Origin of the sequence: Pseudorhodoferax sp. Leaf265 (assembly GCF_001422365.1) — a bacterium.
GTDB lineage: Bacteria > Pseudomonadota > Gammaproteobacteria > Burkholderiales > Burkholderiaceae_C > Pseudorhodoferax.
On the sequence record NZ_LMMT01000039.1, the window covers coordinates 48,399 to 68,201 of the forward strand.

The 19,803-nt window shown below is 69.9% G+C and carries 20 protein-coding genes; 11 read left to right on the forward strand and 9 right to left on the reverse strand.

The annotated features are described in order from the left end of the window. Nucleotides 1-4 precede the first annotated feature (4 nt). Nucleotides 5-1,168, forward strand: coding sequence for an acyl-CoA dehydrogenase family protein (locus tag ASF45_RS29140; protein ID WP_056671955.1), 1,164 nt, complete (start codon nt 5-7; stop codon nt 1,166-1,168). Here the strand turns inward: ASF45_RS29140 and ASF45_RS29145 are convergent. After that, nucleotides 1,128-2,918 (reverse strand): hybrid sensor histidine kinase/response regulator, encoded by a 1,791-nt coding sequence (locus ASF45_RS29145; protein WP_056671958.1) that lies wholly within the window; start codon nt 2,916-2,918, stop codon nt 1,128-1,130. The genes ASF45_RS29140 and ASF45_RS29145 overlap by 41 nt on opposite strands. Nucleotides 2,919-2,996: 78 nt before the next feature. On the opposite strand from ASF45_RS29145, the gene ASF45_RS29150 reads away from it, so the two are divergent. Together ASF45_RS29150 and ASF45_RS29155 are read left to right on the forward strand one after the other, a co-directional pair. Then, the gene (locus tag ASF45_RS29150) at nt 2,997-3,890 is read left to right on the forward strand and encodes a LysR family transcriptional regulator (protein WP_056671961.1); all 894 of its coding nucleotides are present in this window, start codon (nt 2,997-2,999) and stop codon (nt 3,888-3,890) included. A 178-nt stretch (nt 3,891-4,068) separates the two neighbouring features. Then, nucleotides 4,069-4,890: an outer envelope protein gene (locus ASF45_RS29155; protein WP_056671964.1), complete on the forward strand. Its 822-nt coding sequence runs from the start codon at nt 4,069-4,071 to the stop codon at nt 4,888-4,890. A gap of 28 nt (nt 4,891-4,918) precedes the next feature. Here the strand turns inward: ASF45_RS29155 and ASF45_RS29160 are convergent, their stop codons facing one another. After that, nucleotides 4,919-5,809: a 23S rRNA (adenine(2030)-N(6))-methyltransferase RlmJ gene (locus ASF45_RS29160; protein WP_056671967.1), complete on the reverse strand. Its 891-nt coding sequence runs from the start codon at nt 5,807-5,809 to the stop codon at nt 4,919-4,921. A gap of 79 nt (nt 5,810-5,888) precedes the next feature. Here ASF45_RS29160 and ASF45_RS29165 point away from each other — a divergent pair, with 79 nt between their 5' ends. The 5 genes from ASF45_RS29165 to ASF45_RS29185 all read left to right on the forward strand — a co-directional run bounded on the left by ASF45_RS29165 (nt 5,889) and on the right by ASF45_RS29185 (nt 9,511). Continuing rightward, nucleotides 5,889-7,430 carry a serine/threonine-protein kinase gene (locus ASF45_RS29165; protein ID WP_056671969.1) on the forward strand — a complete coding sequence of 514 codons (1,542 nt, stop codon included), beginning with the start codon at nt 5,889-5,891 and terminating at the stop codon, nt 7,428-7,430. Between the two features lie 178 nt (nt 7,431-7,608). Continuing rightward, complete coding sequence (gene rplM / locus ASF45_RS29170; RefSeq protein ID WP_056671971.1) at nt 7,609-8,037, forward strand: 50S ribosomal protein L13; 429 nt, start codon at nt 7,609-7,611, stop codon at nt 8,035-8,037. 11 nt (nt 8,038-8,048) lie between these two features. After that, nucleotides 8,049-8,441 (forward strand): 30S ribosomal protein S9, encoded by a 393-nt coding sequence (gene rpsI, locus ASF45_RS29175; RefSeq protein ID WP_056671974.1) that lies wholly within the window; start codon nt 8,049-8,051, stop codon nt 8,439-8,441. Between the two features lie 150 nt (nt 8,442-8,591). Next, nucleotides 8,592-8,954, forward strand: coding sequence for an iron-sulfur cluster insertion protein ErpA (gene erpA, locus ASF45_RS29180; RefSeq protein ID WP_056671977.1), 363 nt, complete (start codon nt 8,592-8,594; stop codon nt 8,952-8,954). A 65-nt stretch (nt 8,955-9,019) separates the two neighbouring features. Further along, nucleotides 9,020-9,511, forward strand: a complete 492-nt coding sequence (locus ASF45_RS29185; RefSeq protein ID WP_056672819.1) for a GFA family protein — start codon at nt 9,020-9,022, stop codon at nt 9,509-9,511. On the opposite strand, the gene ASF45_RS29190 is transcribed toward ASF45_RS29185, so the two are convergent. Further along, nucleotides 9,512-10,441, reverse strand: coding sequence for a DMT family transporter (locus ASF45_RS29190; RefSeq protein ID WP_369802187.1), 930 nt, complete (start codon nt 10,439-10,441; stop codon nt 9,512-9,514). It lies immediately after the preceding gene. 75 nt (nt 10,442-10,516) lie between these two features. On the opposite strand from ASF45_RS29190, the gene ASF45_RS29195 reads away from it, so the two are divergent. From ASF45_RS29195 to ASF45_RS29205, 3 genes are read left to right on the forward strand one after another with little or no spacing between them, the layout of a single operon-like run. Next, the gene (locus ASF45_RS29195; protein ID WP_056671980.1) at nt 10,517-11,500 is read left to right on the forward strand and encodes a diacylglycerol kinase family protein; all 984 of its coding nucleotides are present in this window, start codon (nt 10,517-10,519) and stop codon (nt 11,498-11,500) included. 58 nt (nt 11,501-11,558) lie between these two features. Continuing rightward, complete coding sequence (locus tag ASF45_RS29200) at nt 11,559-12,365, forward strand: metallophosphoesterase (protein ID WP_056671981.1); 807 nt, start codon at nt 11,559-11,561, stop codon at nt 12,363-12,365. Beyond that, entirely contained in the window at nt 12,358-13,179 is an 822-nt protein-coding gene (locus ASF45_RS29205; protein WP_056671983.1) for a phosphatase PAP2 family protein, read from the forward strand. Before ASF45_RS29200 ends, ASF45_RS29205 begins: the two co-directional genes overlap by 8 nt. On the opposite strand, the gene ASF45_RS29210 is transcribed toward ASF45_RS29205, so the two are convergent. The 6 genes from ASF45_RS29210 to cphA form a co-directional block, all read right to left on the reverse strand. Beyond that, complete coding sequence (locus ASF45_RS29210) at nt 13,152-14,780, reverse strand: MFS transporter (protein ID WP_056671985.1); 1,629 nt, start codon at nt 14,778-14,780, stop codon at nt 13,152-13,154. The genes ASF45_RS29205 and ASF45_RS29210 overlap by 28 nt on opposite strands. A gap of 4 nt (nt 14,781-14,784) precedes the next feature. Next, nucleotides 14,785-15,255: a CreA family protein gene (locus ASF45_RS29215; RefSeq protein WP_056671987.1), complete on the reverse strand. Its 471-nt coding sequence runs from the start codon at nt 15,253-15,255 to the stop codon at nt 14,785-14,787. Nucleotides 15,256-15,259: 4 nt separating this feature from the next. Then, complete coding sequence (minE, locus tag ASF45_RS29220) at nt 15,260-15,520, reverse strand: cell division topological specificity factor MinE (RefSeq protein WP_056671990.1); 261 nt, start codon at nt 15,518-15,520, stop codon at nt 15,260-15,262. Between the two features lie 5 nt (nt 15,521-15,525). Continuing rightward, nucleotides 15,526-16,338 (reverse strand): septum site-determining protein MinD, encoded by an 813-nt coding sequence (gene minD, locus ASF45_RS29225; RefSeq protein ID WP_056671994.1) that lies wholly within the window; start codon nt 16,336-16,338, stop codon nt 15,526-15,528. A 31-nt stretch (nt 16,339-16,369) separates the two neighbouring features. Continuing rightward, nucleotides 16,370-17,113: a septum site-determining protein MinC gene (gene minC, locus ASF45_RS29230; protein ID WP_056671996.1), complete on the reverse strand. Its 744-nt coding sequence runs from the start codon at nt 17,111-17,113 to the stop codon at nt 16,370-16,372. 77 nt (nt 17,114-17,190) lie between these two features. Then, nucleotides 17,191-19,773 carry a cyanophycin synthetase gene (gene cphA / locus ASF45_RS29235; RefSeq protein ID WP_056672826.1) on the reverse strand — a complete coding sequence of 861 codons (2,583 nt, stop codon included), beginning with the start codon at nt 19,771-19,773 and terminating at the stop codon, nt 17,191-17,193. Between the last annotated feature and the right edge of the window lie 30 nt (nt 19,774-19,803).

Consider the following 19,803-nt stretch of genomic DNA (forward strand, 5'->3'; position numbering starts at 1 on the left):
TCTCATGAACTTCAACCTGAGCGAACAACAGCAGCAGATCGTCGACGCCGTGCAGCGCGTCTGCGCGCCCTTCGACGCCGACTACTGGCTGCGCCGCGACCGCGAGGGCGGCTTCCCGGACGACTTCCACCAGGCCATGGCGCAGGCGGGCTGGCTCGGCATCGCCATGCCCGAGGCCTATGGCGGGGCCGGGCTGGGCATCACCGAGGCCGCGCTCATGATGCACACCATCAGCGCCACGGGGGCCGGCCTGTCGGGCGCCTCGGCCGTGCACATGAACATCTTCGGCCTGCACCCGGCCGTGGTGTTCGGCAGCGACGCGCAGAAGCAGCGCTGGCTGCCGCCCTTGATTGCCGGGCGCGACAAGGCCTGCTTCGGCGTGACCGAGCCCAACACGGGCCTGAACACGCTGCGGTTGAAGACGCGCGCCGTGCGCCAGGGCGACCACTACCTCGTGACCGGCCAGAAGGTCTGGATCTCCACGGCCCAGGTGGCCAACAAGATCCTGCTGCTGGCGCGCACCACGCCCGTGGAGGAGGCGCGCGGCAGCGAGGGCCTCAGCCTGTTCTACACCGACCTGGACCGCAGCACGGTGGAGGTGCGCGAGATCGAGAAGATGGGTCGCAAGGCGGTGGATTCCAACCAGGTCTTCATCGACGGCCTGCGCATCCCGGTGGAGGACCGCATCGGCGAGGAGGGCAAGGGCTTCAGCTACATCCTGCACGGCCTGAACCCCGAGCGCATCCTGATCGCAGCCGAGGCCATCGGCCTGGGCCGCGCGGCGCTTGCACGCGGCGCGCAGTACGCCAAGGAGCGCGTGGTGTTCGACCGGCCCATCGGCCAGAACCAGGGCATCCAGCACCCGTTGGCCAAGTCATGGATGGAGCTGGAGGCGGCCCACCTCATGGTGCACAAGGCCGCCAGCCTCTACGACGCCCACCAGCCCTGCGGCGCCGAGGCCAATGCTGCCAAGTACCTGGGCGCCGAGGCCTGCTTCCACGCCTGCGAGAACGCCATCCTCACCCACGGCGGCATGGGCTACGCCAAGGAGTACCACGTGGAGCGCTACATGCGCGAGGCCTGGATCCCGCGCCTGGCGCCGGTCAGCCCGCAGTTGATTCTGTGCTTCATCGCGGAGAAGGTGCTGGGCCTGCCGAAGTCGTACTGAGTTCCGCCAGGGCCTGCAGCAACCGCTCCGGTTGCACGGGCTTGAACAGCACGGGCACGCCCGAGTCGTGCACGCGCTGCAGGCGTTCGGGCGCGGTCTCGCCCGTGACCAGCAGCAGGCCCGGTGTGCCGCCCGCGCGCTTGTGCAGGCGCAGCGCGGCGTCCAGGCCGTCGGCGCCGTCTGCGAGCCGGTAGTCGCACAGCAGCGCATCGAAGGGCTGGCCGGCGGCCGCGGCCCGGTCCAGGTGCTGCTGCGCCTCCAACTCGTCGCGCGCGCTGGCGGTGGCGATGCCCTCGCCGCGCAGGAAAGCGCTCAGTGCATCGGTGATGTCGGCCTCGTCGTCCAGCAGCAGCACATGACGGGGCAGGGCGGCAGCGGGCAGCCCGCGGGTTGGTGCCACGGCGGGCGTCGGTACGTGGGCGGGGGCATCGGCTCGCGGCAGGCGCACGCGAAAGCGGCTGCCGCGGCCCGGCTGCGAGCGCAGCTCCACCGGGTGGTCCAGCAGGCGCGAGAGCCGGCGCACGATGGACAGGCCGATGCCCAGGCCCTGGGCCCGGTCGCGGCCCGGGTTGTGGACCTGGTAGAACTCCTGGAACACGCGCTCGTGGTGCTCGGGTGCGATGCCCACGCCGGTGTCCACCACGTCCAGCCAGACCTCGGCACCGCGGGCGCGCGCGACCACCAGCACGCCACCGGCCGGCGTGTACTTGGTGGCGTTTTCCACCAGGTTGACCAGCAGGCGCTGCAGCAGCTGCGGGTCGGTGCGCACCCACAGGGGCGTGGTGCGCACGCGCAGCTGCAGCGCGCGCGCATCGGCGCGCGTGGCGGCCAGGGCCTGCACAGCCAGCAGCACGCCGCGCAGCGGCACGGCCTGCGGCTGCGAGGGGACCACGCCGGCGTCGAGTTGCGAGACGTCCAGCATGGTGTCCAGCGAGCCGCTCAGCGCGTTGACGGCGCGCATCAGCCGCTGCGCGTGCGGCTGGCTCGCATGGCCTTGCAATTCGCGTTCGAGCACCACGCCGAACAGCGCGACCGCGTGCAGAGGCTGGCGCAGGTCGTGGCTGGCGGCGGCGAAGAAGCGCGTCTTCTCCTCGCTGGCCTGCTGGGTGATCTGCACCTGGTGCGCCAGTGCATCGGCCAGCGCCTCCTTCTCGAAGCGCGTGGCCAGCGCGGTGGTCAGCAGCTTGTGCTGGGCGTGCGCGAAGTGCAGCGTGGCGCCCACGTGCAGCACGGCGCAGGCTGCCAGGAACAGGTGGATGGTGTCGGCGCGCCAGGCCAGGGCCGTGATGAGCCCGACCGTCATCGGCACGATGAAGGCCAGCACCGAGGGCCAGCGCGGCGCCACCGAGGGCACGCCGCCGCTGCACAGGCCCAGCATGGTCAGCATCACCAGCGCCGTCAGCGGCACGCTGTCGGCCGGCAGGAACAGCCAGGGCGCCAGGCCCCAGGTGATGCTGTAGTACAGCAGCTCGCGCCAGTGGCGCCGGGCCCAGAAGGCGCTGCGCTCGGCCGCGTGCGGGTCGCGGAAGTAGGCGTGGATCAGCGGGTAGCGCAGAACCTGGATGAAGTGCAGGCCCAGCCAGATGAGGATGCCGCCATCGCGCGTCTGCCAGTACAGCAGCGCGCAGAGCCCCCAGGCCAGCAGCACGTCGATGGCGGTGGAGGCCGGCATGGTGGCGTACAGCGCCGCCACCTGCTCGCGCAGCACGCGCGCGTCGGTGCTGGCGGGGGGCGGGGAGGGCTCGGGCATGGAGCGCCATGTTAGGGCGCCCTGGCCGGTGCCGGGGCGCACGATACTGCCGGCCCGTCCACCCGTGCCGCCCCTGCCGTGAAACTGCACCTTCTGCGCTACTTCGTCGTCCTTGCCGAGGAGCTGCACTTCGGCCGCGCCGCCCAGCGCCTGGCCATCACCCAGCCGCCGCTGAGCTCGGCCATCAAGGCGCTGGAGGAGGAGCTCGGCGTGCGCCTGCTTGAGCGCAACAGCAAGCAGGTGACGCTGACGCCGGCCGGCGCGGCCTACCTGGCGCAGGCGCGGCTGGTGCTCGAGCGCGTGGCCGCGGCGCGCGAGGCGGCCCAGGCCGTGGCCGCGGGCATGCGCGGCCGCCTGGAGCTGGGCATGACCGGCTCCATGGTCTACCGCGAGGTGCCGCGCATCGTCGAGACCTTCAGCGCGCGCCGGCCCGACATCGAGGTCAACCTGCGCGAGATGTCCTCGGCCGAGCAACTGGAGGCGCTGCGCCACGGCCAGATGCACGCCGGCTTCCTCAACGCCAAGGCCTTTCCGGCGGCCCTGGCCAGCCTGCCCCTGGCCGACGACCGGCTGGTCTGCTGCCTGCCCGAGGCGCATCCGCTCGCGGGCGAGAAGAGCATCGACCTCAGGCGCCTGGCCGACGAGAACTTCGTGATGTTTGCGCGCGACGTGGCACCGGCCAACTACGACAACGTGATCGCGGTGTTCAACCGGGCCGGCATCCATCCGCGCACGCGCCACGCGGCACGGCAGTGGCTGACGGTGGTGGCCATGGTGGCGGCCGGGCTGGGCGTGGCGCTGGTGCCAGCCTCGCTGGCGCAGGCGGGCATGCGCGGTGCGCGGCTGGTGCCTGTGCGCGGCCTGGTGCCGCTGACGGTGGGCGCGCTGGCCTGGCGCAAGGAGGACGCCGGCCTGGCCGTGCTGGCCTCGTTCGTCGCCGTTGCGCGCGAGGTGCTGACCGCGCCGCCTTGACGTTCCCGGCACGCTGCACGCGTATAGGTGAACCGCGGCGACGCGCCATACGCCATTGCGTATCGCGTACGCAATGGAAGTCGAATGGTCTCGGCGCCGGGCGTGGCTACGATGGTTCACGCAGTGCATGGCACGTTGGTTGCTGTGACCACTGTGCGACAACAACAGCAACCTTCCCATGCACCAAAACCACTACTTCTTCCGTTTCGCGGCTGCCGCCGCGCTGACCTGTGCCGCCGTCGGTGCCCAGGCCGCCGACTGGAGCGACACCTCCATGGGCGTGCGCTGGGGCACCAAGTTCGCCGAGCCCTACAACAGCCAGGACATCGAGAAGACCATCGTCAACTTCACGCATGCCAGCGGCTACAAGTACGGCAGCAACTTCCTCAACGTCGACTTCCTGATGTCCGACGGCAAGGACAGCAATGCGCAGGAGATCTACGTGGTCTACCGCCACACGCTGGACCTGGGCAAGGTCACCGGCAAGTCGCTGGCGTTCGGTCCGGTCAAGGGCCTGGGCCTGACGGCCGGCTTCGACGTGAACACCAAGAACGACCCCGGCTACAGCTCCAAGAAGCGCATGGTGGTGGCCGGCCCGACCTTCATGGTCGACGTGCCTGCAGGCTTCCTGAATGTGGGCGTGTACGCGCTGTGGGAGAGCAACAAGCCGGTCGGCGTCGCCGAACGCTATTCGTACGACGTGCATCCCATGCTGAACCTGGTCTGGGGCATCCCCGTGGGCAACACCGGCCTGTCGTTCGAGGGCTTCCTGAACTACATCGGCGACAAGGGCAGGAACGAGTTCGGCGGCCCGACCTCGCCCGAGACCAACCTGGACATGACGCTGTTCTACGACGTGTCGCCGCACATCGGCGCCAGCAAGAATTCGTTCCGCGTGGGCGTGGGCTACCAGTACTGGCGCAACAAGTTCGGCAACCCGCACAGCGTGCCGGGCTCGCTGGCCAAGACGCCGATGATCCGCGCCGACTACCACTTCTGAAGCAGCAGCGGCGGCGCTGCTCCGCCGCTCAGCCGCCCTGCGTTTCCAGCGTGTGGGTGGCGTTTTCGTCCTGCGCCAGCAGCTTCACGAGCAGCGGCAGTGCCTGCTCGAGCGCCGGCTTGAGCGTGTAGGGCGGGTTCACGATGAACACGCCGCTGCCCGGCAGGCCCGGGCGGCGCTCGCCTGCGGCCACCTGCTTGGCCGCCTTCACGGTCAGCGTGGCGTGCAGCCAGGGCTTGCCCGCGCGCGTGGCCACGCTCTTGAGCTTGCGCGGCAGGATGTGCGCCTCATTGCGCGCGATGATGGGATACCAGACCATGCTGCTGCCCGTTGGAAAGCGCTGCAGCGCCATGGTCTGCAGTTCCACCACGCGGCCGTAGTCGCTCTTGAGCTCGTAGCTCGGGTCGCACAACAACAGTGCACGGCGCGAGGGCGGCGGCAGGAAGCGGCGCACGCCTTCGAAGCCGTCCTCGCGGAACACCGCAACCTGGCGGCCGGCTTCCAGCTGCTCGATGTTGGCCTGCAGCGTCTTGCCGTCCGTGGGATGCATCTCGAACAGCTTGAGCCGGTCCTGCGGGCGCGCGAGCCGGTGCATCACGAAGGGCGAGCCCGGGTAGATGCGGTGGCCGCCGTTCGGGTTGAAGCCGGCCAGCAGCTCCATGTAGTCGGTCAGCGCGGCGGGCCAGTCCTTGCGCTGGGCGGCTGGCACCTGCTGCAGCCGCAGCACGCCGTCGGCCGCCTCGCCGCTGGTGGCGGCGTAGTCGCCATCGAGCCGGTACAGGCCGGCGCCAGCGTGCGAGTCCAGCAGGGCCAGCGCGGTCTCCTTCTCGGCAAGGTGGCGCAGGGTGGCGACCAGGACCAGGTGCTTGAGCACGTCGGCGTGGTTGCCCGCATGGAAGGCGTGGCGGTAACTGAACATCGGCCAATGGTACCGGTGCCGGGTGCCGCGGCGAGCGCCCTCTACACTGGCCGGCGTTGCCGCCTGCCAGCCCTGCACCGTGAATGCCGCTGCCTACCATCCCTCCCAGGGCTTGCCGCCCGGCACGCGGCTGGCCGAGTTCGAGCTGCACGGCCTGCTCGGGGCGGGCGGCTTCGGCATGGTCTACCGCGCCTACGACCACTCGCTGCACCGCACGGTGGCGATCAAGGAGTACCTGCCGGGCGGCCTGGCCGACCGCATCGGCCAGGCGGTGACGCTGCGCACCGGCGCGGATGCGCAGCGCTTCGAGGAGGGCCTGCGCTCGTTCATGAACGAGGCCCGGCTGCTGGCGCAGTTCGACCACCCCGCGTTGGTGAAGGTGCTGCGCGTCTGGGAGCAGAACCGCACGGCCTACATGGCGATGCCGCTGTACCAGGGCGTGACGCTCAAGGAAGCCTGCGCGCAGATGCGCACCCCGCCGCCCGAACCCTGGCTGCGCAAGCTGCTGTGGTCGGTGCTGCAGGCGCTCGAACTGCTGCACCGCCGCGACACGGTGCACCGCGACATCTCGCCCGACAACATCTTCCTGCAGGACATCGGCCCGCCCGTGCTGCTGGACCTGGGGGCGGCGCGCCAGGCGCTGGGCCAGGAGGCGCCGCAGCACACCGCCATCCTGAAGGTGAACTACGCGCCGATCGAGCAGTACGCCGACGCCGAGGGCATGCGCCAGGGGCCCTGGAGCGATGTCTATGCGCTGGCGGCCGTGGTCTACGGCTGCCTCAACCAGGCGCCGCCTGTGCCGGCCAGCGTGCGCGTGCTGCGCGACAGCCTGCGCCCGCCGGCCGAACTGGTGCAGGAGTTGCGCAGCGTGCATGGCCTGGAGTACTCACCGGCGCTGGTGCAGGCGCTGACGGCCGGGCTCGCGCTCGACCCGCAGCGGCGGCCGTGCGACCTGGCTGCGTTCGGCGCGCTGCTGCAATTGCAGCCAGTGCCGGGCATGGAGCGCTTCGACTGGCGAGCCGAACTCGGCCCCGGCTGGCAGGCGGCGCGCCGGCCGACGGGCCAGGTGCACCAGGACGCGCCCACGCAATGGCAGGCGCCGCTGGAGAGCCGCACCATCGACACCACCGTGCCTGCGCCTGCCGCCTGGCCAGCCGCGGTGCCGCCGTCCGTGGCGTTGCGGCCAGCCCCGGGCCACTGGTGGCCCAGGGCTGGGGTGGCTGCACTGATCCTGGGCCTGCTGGTGGCCGTGGGCATCGTGGCCTCGCCTGGCGATCCGCCCCCGGCAAAGGCGGTGCCGGCGCCGGCCAGGGCGCCAGCGGAGGTCGGGGCTCCGGCGGGGGTGACGACGCCGCCACCGGCGCCCGCGCCGATGCCACCTGCGCCGCCAGCGCCCATAGAGCCGCCGACCCAACCCGCTGCGCCGCCGGCGGCGCGCCGTCCGCCCTCTCCGGCTGTGCCGCGCGCGCTGTCGGCCGAGCAGATCTGCCCCGACAGCAACTTCCTCACGCGGCCGATGTGCCTGTTCCGGGCCTGCCAGCAGGCGCCCTATGCGGCCATGCCGGTATGCATTGAAAACGCGCGGCGCCTGCGCGACAACCAGCGCCCTTATGGCCCCTAGTTGGCGCTGCCGCCGGTTCTGCCTATAATGCGCGGTTTCGCAGCGACTGGCTGGCTCCGCGGCGAAAGGGCATGAAGTGCGCAAGTACCGGGTGCCCAAACCCACCTAAGAGGCTCCTTCAGAGAAGCACCGACCGTGGAAAAGAGCCACCCAAACCTATCTTTTTAAGAAGAGAAACATGACTACTTTCAGCGCAAAGCCCGCTGAGGTCGTGCATGAATGGTTTGTGATTGACGCGACCGACAAGGTCCTCGGACGAGTAGCCAGCGAAGTTGCTCTCCGTTTGCGCGGCAAACACAAGGCCATCTACACGCCTCACGTCGACACCGGCGATTTCATCGTGATCGTCAACGCAGCCAAGCTGCGCGTGACCGGTGCCAAGACCCTGGACAAGATCTACTACCGCCACTCCGGTTTCCCCGGCGGCATCACGGCGACCAACTTCCGCGATATGCAGGCCAAGCACCCCGGCCGCGCGCTCGAGAAGGCTGTCAAGGGCATGCTGCCCAAAGGCCCCCTGGGCTACGCCATGATCAAGAAGCTGAAGGTCTACGGTGGCGCGGAGCATCCGCACACCGCCCAGCAGCCCAAAGCCCTGGAAATCTGAGGAGCCACGCAATGATTGGTGATTGGAACAATGGCACCGGCCGACGCAAATCCAGCGTTGCCCGTGTGTTCCTGAAAAAGGGCAGTGGCAACATCACGGTCAATGGCAAGGACATCAAGGCCTACTTCGGCCGCGAAACCTCCATCATGATCGCGAAGCAACCCCTGGTGCTGACCAACCATGTCGAGACCTTCGACATCCAGGTCAACGTCCATGGCGGCGGCGAATCGGGCCAGGCCGGCGCCACGCGCCACGGCATCACGCGCGCGCTGCTCGACTGGGACGCGACGCTGAAGCCGCAACTGAGCGCTGCCGGCTACGTGACCCGCGACGCCCGCGAAGTGGAACGCAAGAAGGTCGGTCTGCACTCTGCACGCCGCCGCAAGCAGTTCTCCAAGCGCTGATCGCGCCCTGGCGAACCCGAGAAGAACCGCCCGCTGGGCGGTTTTTCTTTTTGTGAAAGACCGCACCTGCGAAGCCGGCAAATCGGCCGCGCGGGGCGCCCGTCGGGCGTTTGCATTAGCATCGGTCGACCATTTCTGGAGCACACCCCCATGAGCGCAGTTGCCGAAAACATCGAAGTCATGCCCGATCCCATTGTGTTCACCGACGCCGCAGCGGCCAAGGTGGCCGATCTGATCGCCGAGGAAGGCAACCCCGAGCTCAAGCTGCGCGTGTTCGTGCAGGGTGGCGGCTGCTCGGGTTTCTCGTACGGCTTCACGTTCGACGAGATCAGCAACGAGGACGACACGACCATGACCAAGAATGGCGTGTCGCTGCTGATCGACGCGATGAGCTACCAGTACCTGGTCGGCGCCGAGATCGACTATAAGGAAGACCTGCAAGGCGCCCAGTTCGTGATCAAGAACCCGAACGCGACCACCACCTGCGGCTGCGGCTCGAGCTTCTCGGTCTGATCGCCACCTGCTCCCTGTCCTGAACCGCCGGCCTTGTCCGGCGGTTTTTGCTTTTGGAGGCCTGCATGCAACTCGAAGGTTCCTGCCACTGCGGCAGCGTCCGCTTCTCGGTGGAATCGTCCTCGCCGGTGCCGTTCATGCGCTGCTACTGCTCGATCTGCCGCAAGACGGCCGGCGGTGGCGGTTACGCGATCAACCTGGGTGCGGATGCCGGCACGCTCCAGGTGCGCGGCAAGCGTCACCTGCGCAAGTACCAGGCCGTCCTGCGCGAAGAGGGCCAGCCAGACCGCCAGAGCAGCGGCCAGCGGCACTTCTGCGGGCGCTGCGGCAGCGCGCTGTGGCTGTGGGATCCGCAGTGGCCCGAGCTCGTGCACCCGCACGCGAGCGCCATCGACACACCGCTGCCCGTGCCACCTGAGAACGCGCACATCCTGCTCGATTCCAAGGCCAACTGGGTGGCGGTGGAGGGCAAGCGCGGCGACCCGCGTTTCGACCGCTACCCCGACTTCTCGCTGGCCGAATGGCATGAGCGCCATGCCGCCCGCAAGAAGAACTAGCTAGCCGAGTTGGCGCGCGCGGCGCTCCTGCTGCACCAGGTACAGCCCGCTGGCCACGATGATGGCCGCGCCCACCAGCGTCGCGGCGTCGGGCAGCGTGCGCCACAACAGCCAGTCCAGCCCCACGGCCCAGGCCAGCGCCGCGTACTCGAAGGGTGCGACCACGGCCGCCTGGCCATGGCGGAAGGCTTCGGTGATGCACATTTGGCCGATGAAGCCGGTGACGGCCAGCGCCACGATGGTCCAGGCATGTTCGGCCCGCAACGGCACCCAGCCGCGCGCGGCCAGCCCGCCGGCACCCACGGCGATCAAGAGCGTCATCCAGAACACCAGGCTGCCGTTGGAATCGGTGCGCGTCAGCACGCGGCCCGTGATCGCGGAGACGGCGTAGCAACACGCGGCGGCCAGCACTGCCAGTGCGCCCCAGCTCAGCAGGGCGTCCTGGTCCGGGCGCAGCGCCACCAGCACGCCCAGCATGCCCGCCGCGAGCGCCAGCCAGTGCGAACGCCGCACGCGCTCCTTGAGCACGGGCACCGAGAGCAGCGCGATCAGGATCGGACCGATGAAGAACAGCGTGTAGGCCACGGCCATGGGCAGGGTCTGCAATCCGTACGCGAACAGCGAGAGCATGGCCACGCCCAACACGCCACGCAGCAGGTGCAGCGGCCAGCGCACCTGCAGCACCCGGCCGGCGTCGCCGCGCCACCACAGGTACAGGCAGACCAGCGGCAAACCGGCGATGCCGCGCAGGGCCGCCACCTGCACGGCGGGGTAGTGGGCGGCCAGCAGCTTCATGACCGCGTCCATCCAGGCGAAGAAGCTGATCGCCGCAAGCATGGCCAGGATGCCGCGGGTGTTGTCGTGGGAGCGAATGGCCAGGTCTCCGGCGCGCCACGGCGGCGCGAAAGCCAGCGATTGTCCACGCTGCACCAGAACTGTGCGCGCGGTTTGGCCGCGGCCCTGTCCGACATGCGGCCATGCAGCGCGCTGCTAAGCTGCCCGCCCGTGAACCAGACCCCTCCTGCTGCCGCCACACCGCCCGAGTTCGCAGCCGACGGCCCGCTGGTCATCGTGCTCAATGCCGGCTCCGGCCGTTCCGATGCCGAGGACACCCAGCGCACCATCTCCGGCATCCTGGATGCCGCCGGTCGGCCGCACGAGGTGCTGCGCATCGAGCGCGGCATGGACGTGGCCCAGGTCGCTGCCGAGGCGGTGCGCCGCGCGCAGGGCCGCCAGGGCGCGGTCGTCGCGGCCGGCGGTGACGGCACGCTCAACGCCGTGGCCCAGGCCGTGCTGCCGGCCGGCCTGCCGTTCGGCGTGCTGCCGCAGGGCACCTTCAACTACTTCAGCCGCACGCACGGCATTGCCTCGGACACCGAACAGTCCACGCGCGCGCTGCTGCGGGCCAGGCCCGCGCCGGTGCAGGTGGGACAGGTCAACGATCGACTGTTCCTCGTCAACGCCAGCGTGGGCCTGTACCCGCAGCTGTTGCAAGACCGCGAGGCCTACAAGCAGCGCTACGGACGCAGCCGTCTGGTGGCGCTGTGGTCGGCACTGGTCACGCTGCTGCACGCGCACCGGCCGCTGCGGCTGCAGCTCGAATGCCAGGGTCGGCAGCAGTCCGTGCGCACCTCCACGCTGTTCGTGGGCAACAACGGCCTGCAGCTGCAGCAGATCGGCGTGCCCGAGGCCGGCCTGCTCGCTCAGGGGCAGTTGGTGGCCTTGATGCTGCGCCCGGTCGGCACGCTGGGCATGCTGGGCTTGATGCTGCGCGGCGCCTTCGGCCGGCTCGGCGAGGCCGAGGACGTGTTGCGCTTCGGGTTCGAACGCCTGGCGATGCGGCCGGCCGCGCCGCGCCGCACGGCGCGCGTCAAAGTGGCAACCGATGGCGAGATCTGCTGGCTGCGCGCGCCGCTGAACTTCCGCGTCTCGCCGCAGCCGCTGTGGCTGCTGACGCCCATGCCGCAAGACCGGGTGGAGCCCGCGTGAGCACCGCCGGGCCGCCCCAAGGTGCTCGGCACCGCAGCGCGCAGCGCGAAGGTTCTCGATGAGCGTCCTGCTGCAGATCTCGGACACGCATTTCGGCACCGAGCGTGTGCCCGTGCGCGAGGCGCTGGTGGCGCTGGCCGAGGACCTTGCGCCTGAACGCGTGCTGCTGTCCGGCGACATCACGCAGCGTGCCACCGTGGCGCAGTTCGCTGCCGCCCAGGCATTCTGCGGGCGGCTGGGCCGGCCCGTGCTCGCGATTCCGGGCAACCACGACATCCCGCTCGTCAACCTGGCTGCGCGCTTGCTGTGGCCCTATGCGCGCCACCGGCGGGCCTTCGGCGCCGATCTCGAACCCGTGCATGCAAGTCCCGACTGGCTGGTGGTCTGCGTGAAGACCACGCGCCGCTGGCGCCACCAGCATGGCCAGGTCTCGCCCGAGCAGATCGCGCGCGTGGCGGCACGGCTGCGTCAGGGCACGCACGGCCAGTTGCGCGTGGTGGTCGTGCACCAGCCCGTGGCCGTGCCGACGCCGCGCGATGCGGGCGATCTTCTTCGGGGCCACGAGGCCGCCGTGCGGGCCTGGGCTGCGGCCGGCGCCGACGTGGTGGCCGGCGGCCACATCCACCTGCCCTATGTGCTGCCCTTGCATGCGCTGCACGCCGGCCTGGCCCGGCGCGTGTGGTGTGTGCAGGCCGGCACGGCCCTGTCCTCGCGGCTGCGCCGCGAGGCCAACAACTCGGTCAACGTCTTGCACCGGGGCGAGGGTGCGGCGCGCGTGGAGCGCTGGGACTTCGACGAAGCCACGCAGCGCTTCGCCTGCGTGGCCCGCCATGCGCTGGACCTGGACCGGAGCGCCCATGTCTGAAGACGCGCTACGCGCCCAGGCCCTGGCCGAATGGCTGGGCCAGCATGCGCTGGTGGCGGCTGGCGGGGGGCTGCTGGCCATGCTCGTCGTCGCCGGCCTGCTGTTCACGGCACTGCGCCATCTGCACCTGCGCGCCCCCCGCGCATGGTTGCCGCCCTGGGCCTGGCTGGGCCTGTGGTTCACGTTGGGCGGCGGTTTCATGCTGGCCACGGCCGCGCTGTTCGCCGAGGCCATGGAGGCCATGGACGCCGGCGAGGAGCTGGGCCTGTTCGACCAGCGGCTGGCCGGAGCCCTGTCGCAGCGCTTGCCCGCGTCCGCCTTGCGCGTGGTCGGCACGGCCACGCACCTGGGCGATCCGCTGACCCTGGTCGCGCTCGTGGTGCTGGTGGCTGTGGCCCTGTTGTGGAGCGGCCAGCGCTGGCTCGCGCTGGGCTGGGTCGTGGCCTGCGCCGGCAACGGCTTGCTGAACCAGGGCCTCAAGCGCGTCTTCGCGCGCGTGCGGCCGCTGCACGAGCACGGCTTCGCCGTGGCCGATGGCTACAGCTTCCCGAGCGGCCACACCTCGGGCTCGGTCGTGGTCTACGGCATGCTGGCCTACCTGTGCGTGCGCCTGCTGCCCGCGCGCTGGCATCTGCCGGCTGTGCTGCTGGCGGTGCTGCTGGCCTATTGCATGGGCGTGAGCCGTGTGCTGCTGCAGGTGCACTGGGCCAGCGACGTGCTGGCCGGATTCGCGTCCGGCCTGACCTGGCTGGCCATCTGCATCGCCGCCGTCGAACTGCGTCGGCGCTACGTGCGCGGCGTGTCGATGGCGTAGCGCGTCACGCGCGGCGGCGCTTCTTCCAGGTGGAAGGCGAGCTTGCGTTCGCGCAGCGCGATGTCGGCACCGGTCACGCGGTCGAAACGGCGCAGGTGCTCGGTCCAGGACTCGTCGACGATCTGCTCGGTGTAGTGCCCCGGGTCGCTGATGTCGCGCAGCAGATGCCACTCGAGCGCGCCCTGGGCCAGGCGGCTGCGCCGGCTGTCCTGCATCACGCGCTCGAAGTCGGCCGCGCGCGTGGGGTCGATGCGGTAGTCGATGCTGACCAGCACATGGCCCGTGGCCGGTGGCTGCGCCGCCACCGGGACCGGCAGCGCGTGCGAGGGCGACAGGTCTTCCTCGATCTGCAGGTCGACCACGAAGCGTGTTGCCAGCCACATCGCGGTGCCGCCCGTGAGCGCCGCCACCAGCAGGCTCAGCTGCACGGTGCCGAGCGCGGCCACCTGGCCCCACAGCCCGGCACCGAACGCGCTGGCGCCCATGATGGCCATCTGGTAGATCGACATGCCGCGGGCCCGCACCCAGTCCGGCAGGGCCAGCTGGGCCGAGACCGACAGCGAGTTGGCCGTGGCGATCCAGGCCATGCCGGCCACAAACATGGCGGGCACCGCCACCGCCACGTTGGACGCGAAGGCCATCACCAGCGTGGCGCCCGACTGCAGCAGCGTGCCGTACAGCACGACCTGGTCGCGCGCCAGCAACTGGCGCAGCCGCGGCATCAGGAAGGCCGTGGCAATGGCGCCCATGCCCATGGAGGCCAGCAGCACCGTGAAGGTGGCGGCGTCGCCGCCCTGCAGGCCGCGCGCGACCAGCGGCAAGAGCGCAATCAAGGCCGTGGAATGGAAGAAGAACAGCGCGATGCGCAGCAGCACGGCTTTGAGCCGCGGCGACTGGCGCACGAACTGCACGCCCACGCGCATGGCGCTCCACAGGCGCTGGCGGCCCAGCGGGTCGGGTTTGTGCTCGCGCTTCCAGCGCATCAGCATGAAGGCCGAGGCCAGCGAGAGCACGGCGTTGAGCACGAACACCGCGGCGCTGCCGATGCTGGCGATCAGCGCGCCGGCCAGCAGCGGGCCGACGATGCGCGAGGCATTCATGGTGATGCCGTTGAGCGCCAGCGCGGCGGGCAACTGCGCGCGCGGGATCAGCTCGGGCACCACGGCCGAGTAGACCGGCCAGCGCATCGCCAGGCCGATGCCGTTGGCGAAGGTCAGCAGCAGCAACAGCGGCGGCGTGACCGTGCCTGTCAGCACCGTGGCGCACAGCAGCAGCGCCACGCTGGCCACCCAGAACTGGGTCGTGATGTAGAAGCGACGCCGGTCCACGATGTCGGCCAGCGCGCCGCTGGGCAGGCCGAACAGGAACACCGGCATGGTGGCCGCCGTCTGCACCAGGGCTACCCAGACAGGCGAGGTGGTCAGCGAGGTCATGAGCCAGGCCGCTGCCACGTCGTTCATCCACATGCAGATGTTGGAGGCCAGCCAGACCAGCCACAGCATGCGGAACACCGGCCAGCGCAGCGGGGCCAGTGTGGAGAGGTCCGCGTCGGGGGACGAGGCCTCGTCGGGTGTCAGGACCGATGGGCGCTCTTCGGGCATCCGCTTACTTGACCGGCAGCGGCGTGGCGCGGTCGACCGGCACGGCTGTGATGGCGTTCTGCGGCGAGCCCTCGACCAGCCGGTCGGAGTAGGTCAGGTAGACCAGCGTGTGGCGCTGGCTGTCGACCATGCGCACGATGCGCAGGCGTTTGAACAGCACCGACATGCGCTCGCTGAACACCTCTTCCTGGGCCGGCAGCGGTTGCGGCACGCTGATCGGGCCGACCTGACGGCAGGCGATGGAGGCTTCGGCCTTGTCTTCGGCCAGGCCGACGGCGCCTTTGATGCCACCCGTGCGCGCACGCGAGACATAGCAGGTCACGCCCTGCACGCGCGGGTCGTCGTAGGCGTCGACCACGATCTTGTGGTTGGGCCCCAGCCACTGGAACGCGGTGTCGACCTCGCCCACCTTCTGCGCATCGGCGCGCGTACAGGCCAGCACCAGCAAGGTGCTCAGGAGCAGCCAGGCCCGCATGGTCTCAGCGCCCTTCGGGCAGTTCGATCTTGACCTCGAGCACTTCCAGCGTGTCCTGGCGCTCCAGGTTCACCTTGATGTGCTCCTGGTTGACCGCGACGTACTTGGAGATCACGGCCACGAGCTCGCGTTGCAGCTCCTGCAGCATGTCGGGCTTGAGCCCGCCGCGGCTGCCGCGCTCGTGCGCCAAGATGATCTGCAGCCGCTCCTTGGCGACGTTGGCGGTCTTCTTCTTCTCCCCGAGCAGAAAGGACAGAAACGACATCGGCCTTACCTCCCGAACAGTCGCTTGAAGAAACCGGGCTTCTCGGCGTCGACGAAGCGCATCGGCTTGTCCTCGCCGAGGAAGCGGGCCACCACGTCCTTGTAGGCTTCTGCCACGTCGGTGTCCTTGCCGTGGATGGCGGGCACGCCCTGGTTGGAGGCCTGCAGCACGGCCTCGGACTCGGGGATCACGCCGATCAGCGGGATGCGCAGGATGTCCTGGATGTCCTCCAGCGACAGCATCTGGCCGTCGGCCACGCGATTGGGGTTGTAGCGCGTGATCAGCAGGTGTTCCTTGATCGGCTCGCCGCCTTCCATGGCGCGCTTGGTCTTGGAGCCCAGCATGCCCAGGATGCGGTCGGAGTCGCGCACCGAAGAGACCTCGGGGTTGGTCACGACCAGCGCGTAGTCGGCGAAGTGCATGGCCATCAGCGCACCGGTCTCGATGCCTGCCGGCGAGTCGCAGACGATGTACTCGAAGCCCATCTCGGCCAGGTCCTTGAGCACCTTCTCGACGCCGTCCTGTGTCAGCGCGTCCTTGTCGCGCGTCTGCGAGGCAGCCAGCACGAACAGGTTCTCGCACTGCTTGTCCTTGATCAGCGCCTGGTTCAGGTTGGCCTCGTTGTGGATCACGTTGATCAGGTCGTAGACCACGCGGCGCTCGCAACCCATGATCAGGTCCAGGTTGCGCAGGCCGACGTCGAAGTCGATGACGACGGTTTTGTGGCCCTTGAGTGCCAGGCCGGACGAAAAACTGGCGCTGGTGGTGGTTTTGCCCACACCCCCCTTGCCGGAGGTGACCACGATGATCTTGCTCATGGAATGGAGGTCCTTTTTCTAAGGGATGGATTCAGATGGGGTCCAGCACCAGACTTTCGCCGGCCAGGCGCACCTGGGCGGGCTTGCCCAGCACGTCGGCAGGCAGGGCGACTTCGCTGGTGCGGTAGATGCCTGCGATGGAGATCAGCTGGGCCTCCATGCAGGTGCTGAAGATGCGGGCGTCGGTGTTGCCGCGCGCGCCGGCAATCGCCCGGCCGCGCAGCGGCGCATACACGTGGATGTTGCCATCGGCAATGATCTCGGCGCCGAAGTTGACAGCCTGCAGCACGATCAAGTCGCAGCCGCGGGCGTAGACCTGCTGGCCCGAGCGCAGCGGCCGGTCGATCACCATGGTTCCGCTCGCCGGGGCGGCCACGGCCGGCGCCGCCGCCGGTGCCGGTGCGGGCGCCGGGGCATCGCCGGGCACCGCCACGGCGGACGAGGAGATCTCCGGCAGGTCCATCAGGCCGACGGCCGCTGCGGTTTCCTTGTGCGCCAAGCTGCCGCCATGGATGCCGAAGGGGCGCAGCCGGTAGTGCTTGAGCAACGTCAGCAGCACCGAGAAACTGAGCGGCGTGGGGTCCTGCGCGATCTGCGTCAGCACGATCACGGCCGGGTCTTCGTCGAAGAAATCGGGGGTTTCGCCGAAGCGGGCCTGCAGTTCCTGCGACAGCGTGGCGAGGTTCGGGGTCTTGAGCACCACCGTGATCAACGGCAGGCTGGCGCTCTTCAAGTCGAAGCTGGCACGTGCGTGCCCTGCAGGTGCAGCGGACATGGGGGACGGTTTCGACAAATGGCGGATTTTAGCCTGCGGGTCCGCCCCGCAGGCCGCACCGAAACCGTATCGAAACGTCAGGCCGGCACGCTGGACGCTTCGTCGACGCAGCGCGCCAGATGGGCCAGGGCTTCCTCCACCTGGTCCACCAGCACCAGGCACAGGTCGCCGGGCTGCAGTTGCGCCAGCGCATGGTCGATGGCCTTGAACTCGCCGTGGATTTCTTCCACCTGGCGGGCACGGCTGGCTCGCACCAGGCCCTGGCGCAGCAGCGCCAGCACTTCGCCGTCGGCGCGGCCGCGTTGGCAGGCGTCCTGGTACAGGATGACGTGGTCGAAAGCGTTGCCCAGGATGGCGGTCTGTTCGCGGATGTCCTCGTCGCGCCGGTCGCCGGCGCCGCTGATGACCACGCTGCGCCGCTGCGCCGGCATCGCGTCGACGGCCGCGACCAGGGCGCGCATGGCGTCCGGGTTGTGGCCGTAGTCGGCGATCACGGTGGCGCCGCGGTAGTCCATCACGTTGAAGCGGCCGGGGGCGTTGTCGGCATCGTTGGCGAAGCTGGCCAGCCCGCGGCGCACCGCGTCCCAGGACAGGCCGGCGGCCCAGGCCGCTGCCACCGATGCCATCGCGTTCTCGACCTGAAAGCCGATAGCGCCGCCCCGCGTGATCGGGATGTCGCGCAGCGCGATCGTCTCGCGCCAGGAGCCCACTGCGGCGACGAGGTGGTCGCCGTCCACGTGCACGGTGCGCCGGCCCTGGGCGCGGTGCGTGGCCATGACCGGATGGTGGCGGTCGGCCGCGAAGAAGATCACCTGGCCCGGGCAGGTGGCGGCCATGGCCGCCACATTGGGGTCGGCGGCGTTGAGCACGGCGTAGCCGCTGGTGGCCACGTTCTGCACGATCACACGCTTGAGCACGGCCAGGTCTTCCACCGTGGTGATGTAGTTCAGGCCCAGGTGGTCGCCAGCGCCGATGTTGGTGACGACGGCCACCTGGCATTGGTCATAGCCCAGGCCTTCGCGCAGCATGCCGCCGCGCGCGGTCTCGAACACGGCGGCATCCACATCGGGGTGCATCAGCACGTTGCGCGCGCTGCGCGGGCCGCTGCAGTCGCCGCTGTCGATCTGGCGGCCTTCCACGTAGACGCCGTCGGTGTTGGTCATGCCCACACGCAGGCCGGCGGCGGTGAACAGGTGGGCGATCAGCCGCGTGGTCGTGGTCTTGCCATTGGTGCCGGTCACAGCCACCACCGGGATGCGGCCGTCCTCGCCAGCGCCGTACAGCGTGTCGACGATGGCCTGGCCCACGTTGCGCGCCTTGCCGTACGAGGGCGACAGGTGCATGCGCAGGCCCGGTGCGGCATTGACCTCGACGATGCCGCCGCGCTGCTGCTCCAGCGGCTTGAGCACGGTTTCGCTGACCAGGTCCACGCCGCAGATGTCCAGGCCGACCATCTGGGCGGCGGCCACGGCCTGCGCGGCGATGTCCGGGTGCACATCGTCGGTCACGTCGGTGGCGGTACCGCCGGTGGACAGGTTGGCGTTGTTGCGCAGGATCACGCGCTGGCCCTTCCTGGGCACCGAATCGGGCTCCAGGCCCTGCGCGCCGAGCCGCGCGACGGCGATGTCGTCGAAGCGGATCTTGGTCAGTGCGGTGGCGTGGCCGTCGCCGCGGCGCGGGTCGGCGTTGACGATGTCCACGAGTTCGCGCACGGTGTGCTCGCCGTCGCCAGTCACCTGGGGCGGGTCGCGCCGCGAGGCGGCCACGAGCTTGTCGCCGACCACCAGCAGGCGGAAGTCGCTGCCGGGCAGGTACTGCTCGACCATGACTTCGCCATATTCGGCCGCGGTGGCGAAGGCGCCGTCCAGGTGTGCGCGGTCGGTGATGTTGACCGTCACTCCCTTGCCCTGGTTGCCGTCCTGCGGTTTGACGACCACGGGCAGGCCGATCTGCTGGGCCACGGCCCAGGCCTCTTCGGCGCTGGCGACGGGGCGGCCATGCGGCACCGGCACGCCGGCGGCGTGCAGCAGCTTCTTGGTCAGGTCCTTGTCCTGGGCGATGGACTCGGAGACAGCGCTGGTCGCGTCGAGTTCGGCGGCCTGGATGCGGCGCTGCTGCGAGCCCCAGCCGAACTGCACCATGGAGCCGCGCGTGAGCCGGCGGTAGGGGATGCCGCGCGCCACGGCGGCGTCGACGATGCAGCCCGTGCTCGGGCCTAGGCGCTCGTCCTCGTCCAGCGCGCGCAACTCGGCGATCGCCGCGTCCACGTCGAAGGCTTGGCCCTGCAGCGTGGCCTGGATCAAGGCCTCGGCCAGTTCCAGTGCGCGGCGGCCCACGGCCTCCTCGCTGTAGCCGACCACGACCTGGTAGATGCCGGGCTCCAGTGTGGCCGCCGTGCGGCTGAAGGTGACAGGGCAGCCGGCCTGCGCCTGCAGCGCCAGCGCCGCGCTCTCGAGCACGTGCGCCAGTGCCACGGGGCCGGTGTTGGGGCCGGAGCGCAGCGTGCCGATGGTCGGGAAGCGCGCGCGCACGGCGATCTCGAAGCCCGGCAGTTCGACGATGGAGCGCTCGGGCGGCGCGCAGGAGACGATGGCCTCGAGCGCCGTGTGCCGGCTCCACAGATTCGGGCCGCGCAGGGCCCGCACGCGAGAGATGTGCATGGTGTTGTCTCGTGCTTGCACGAAGCTGTT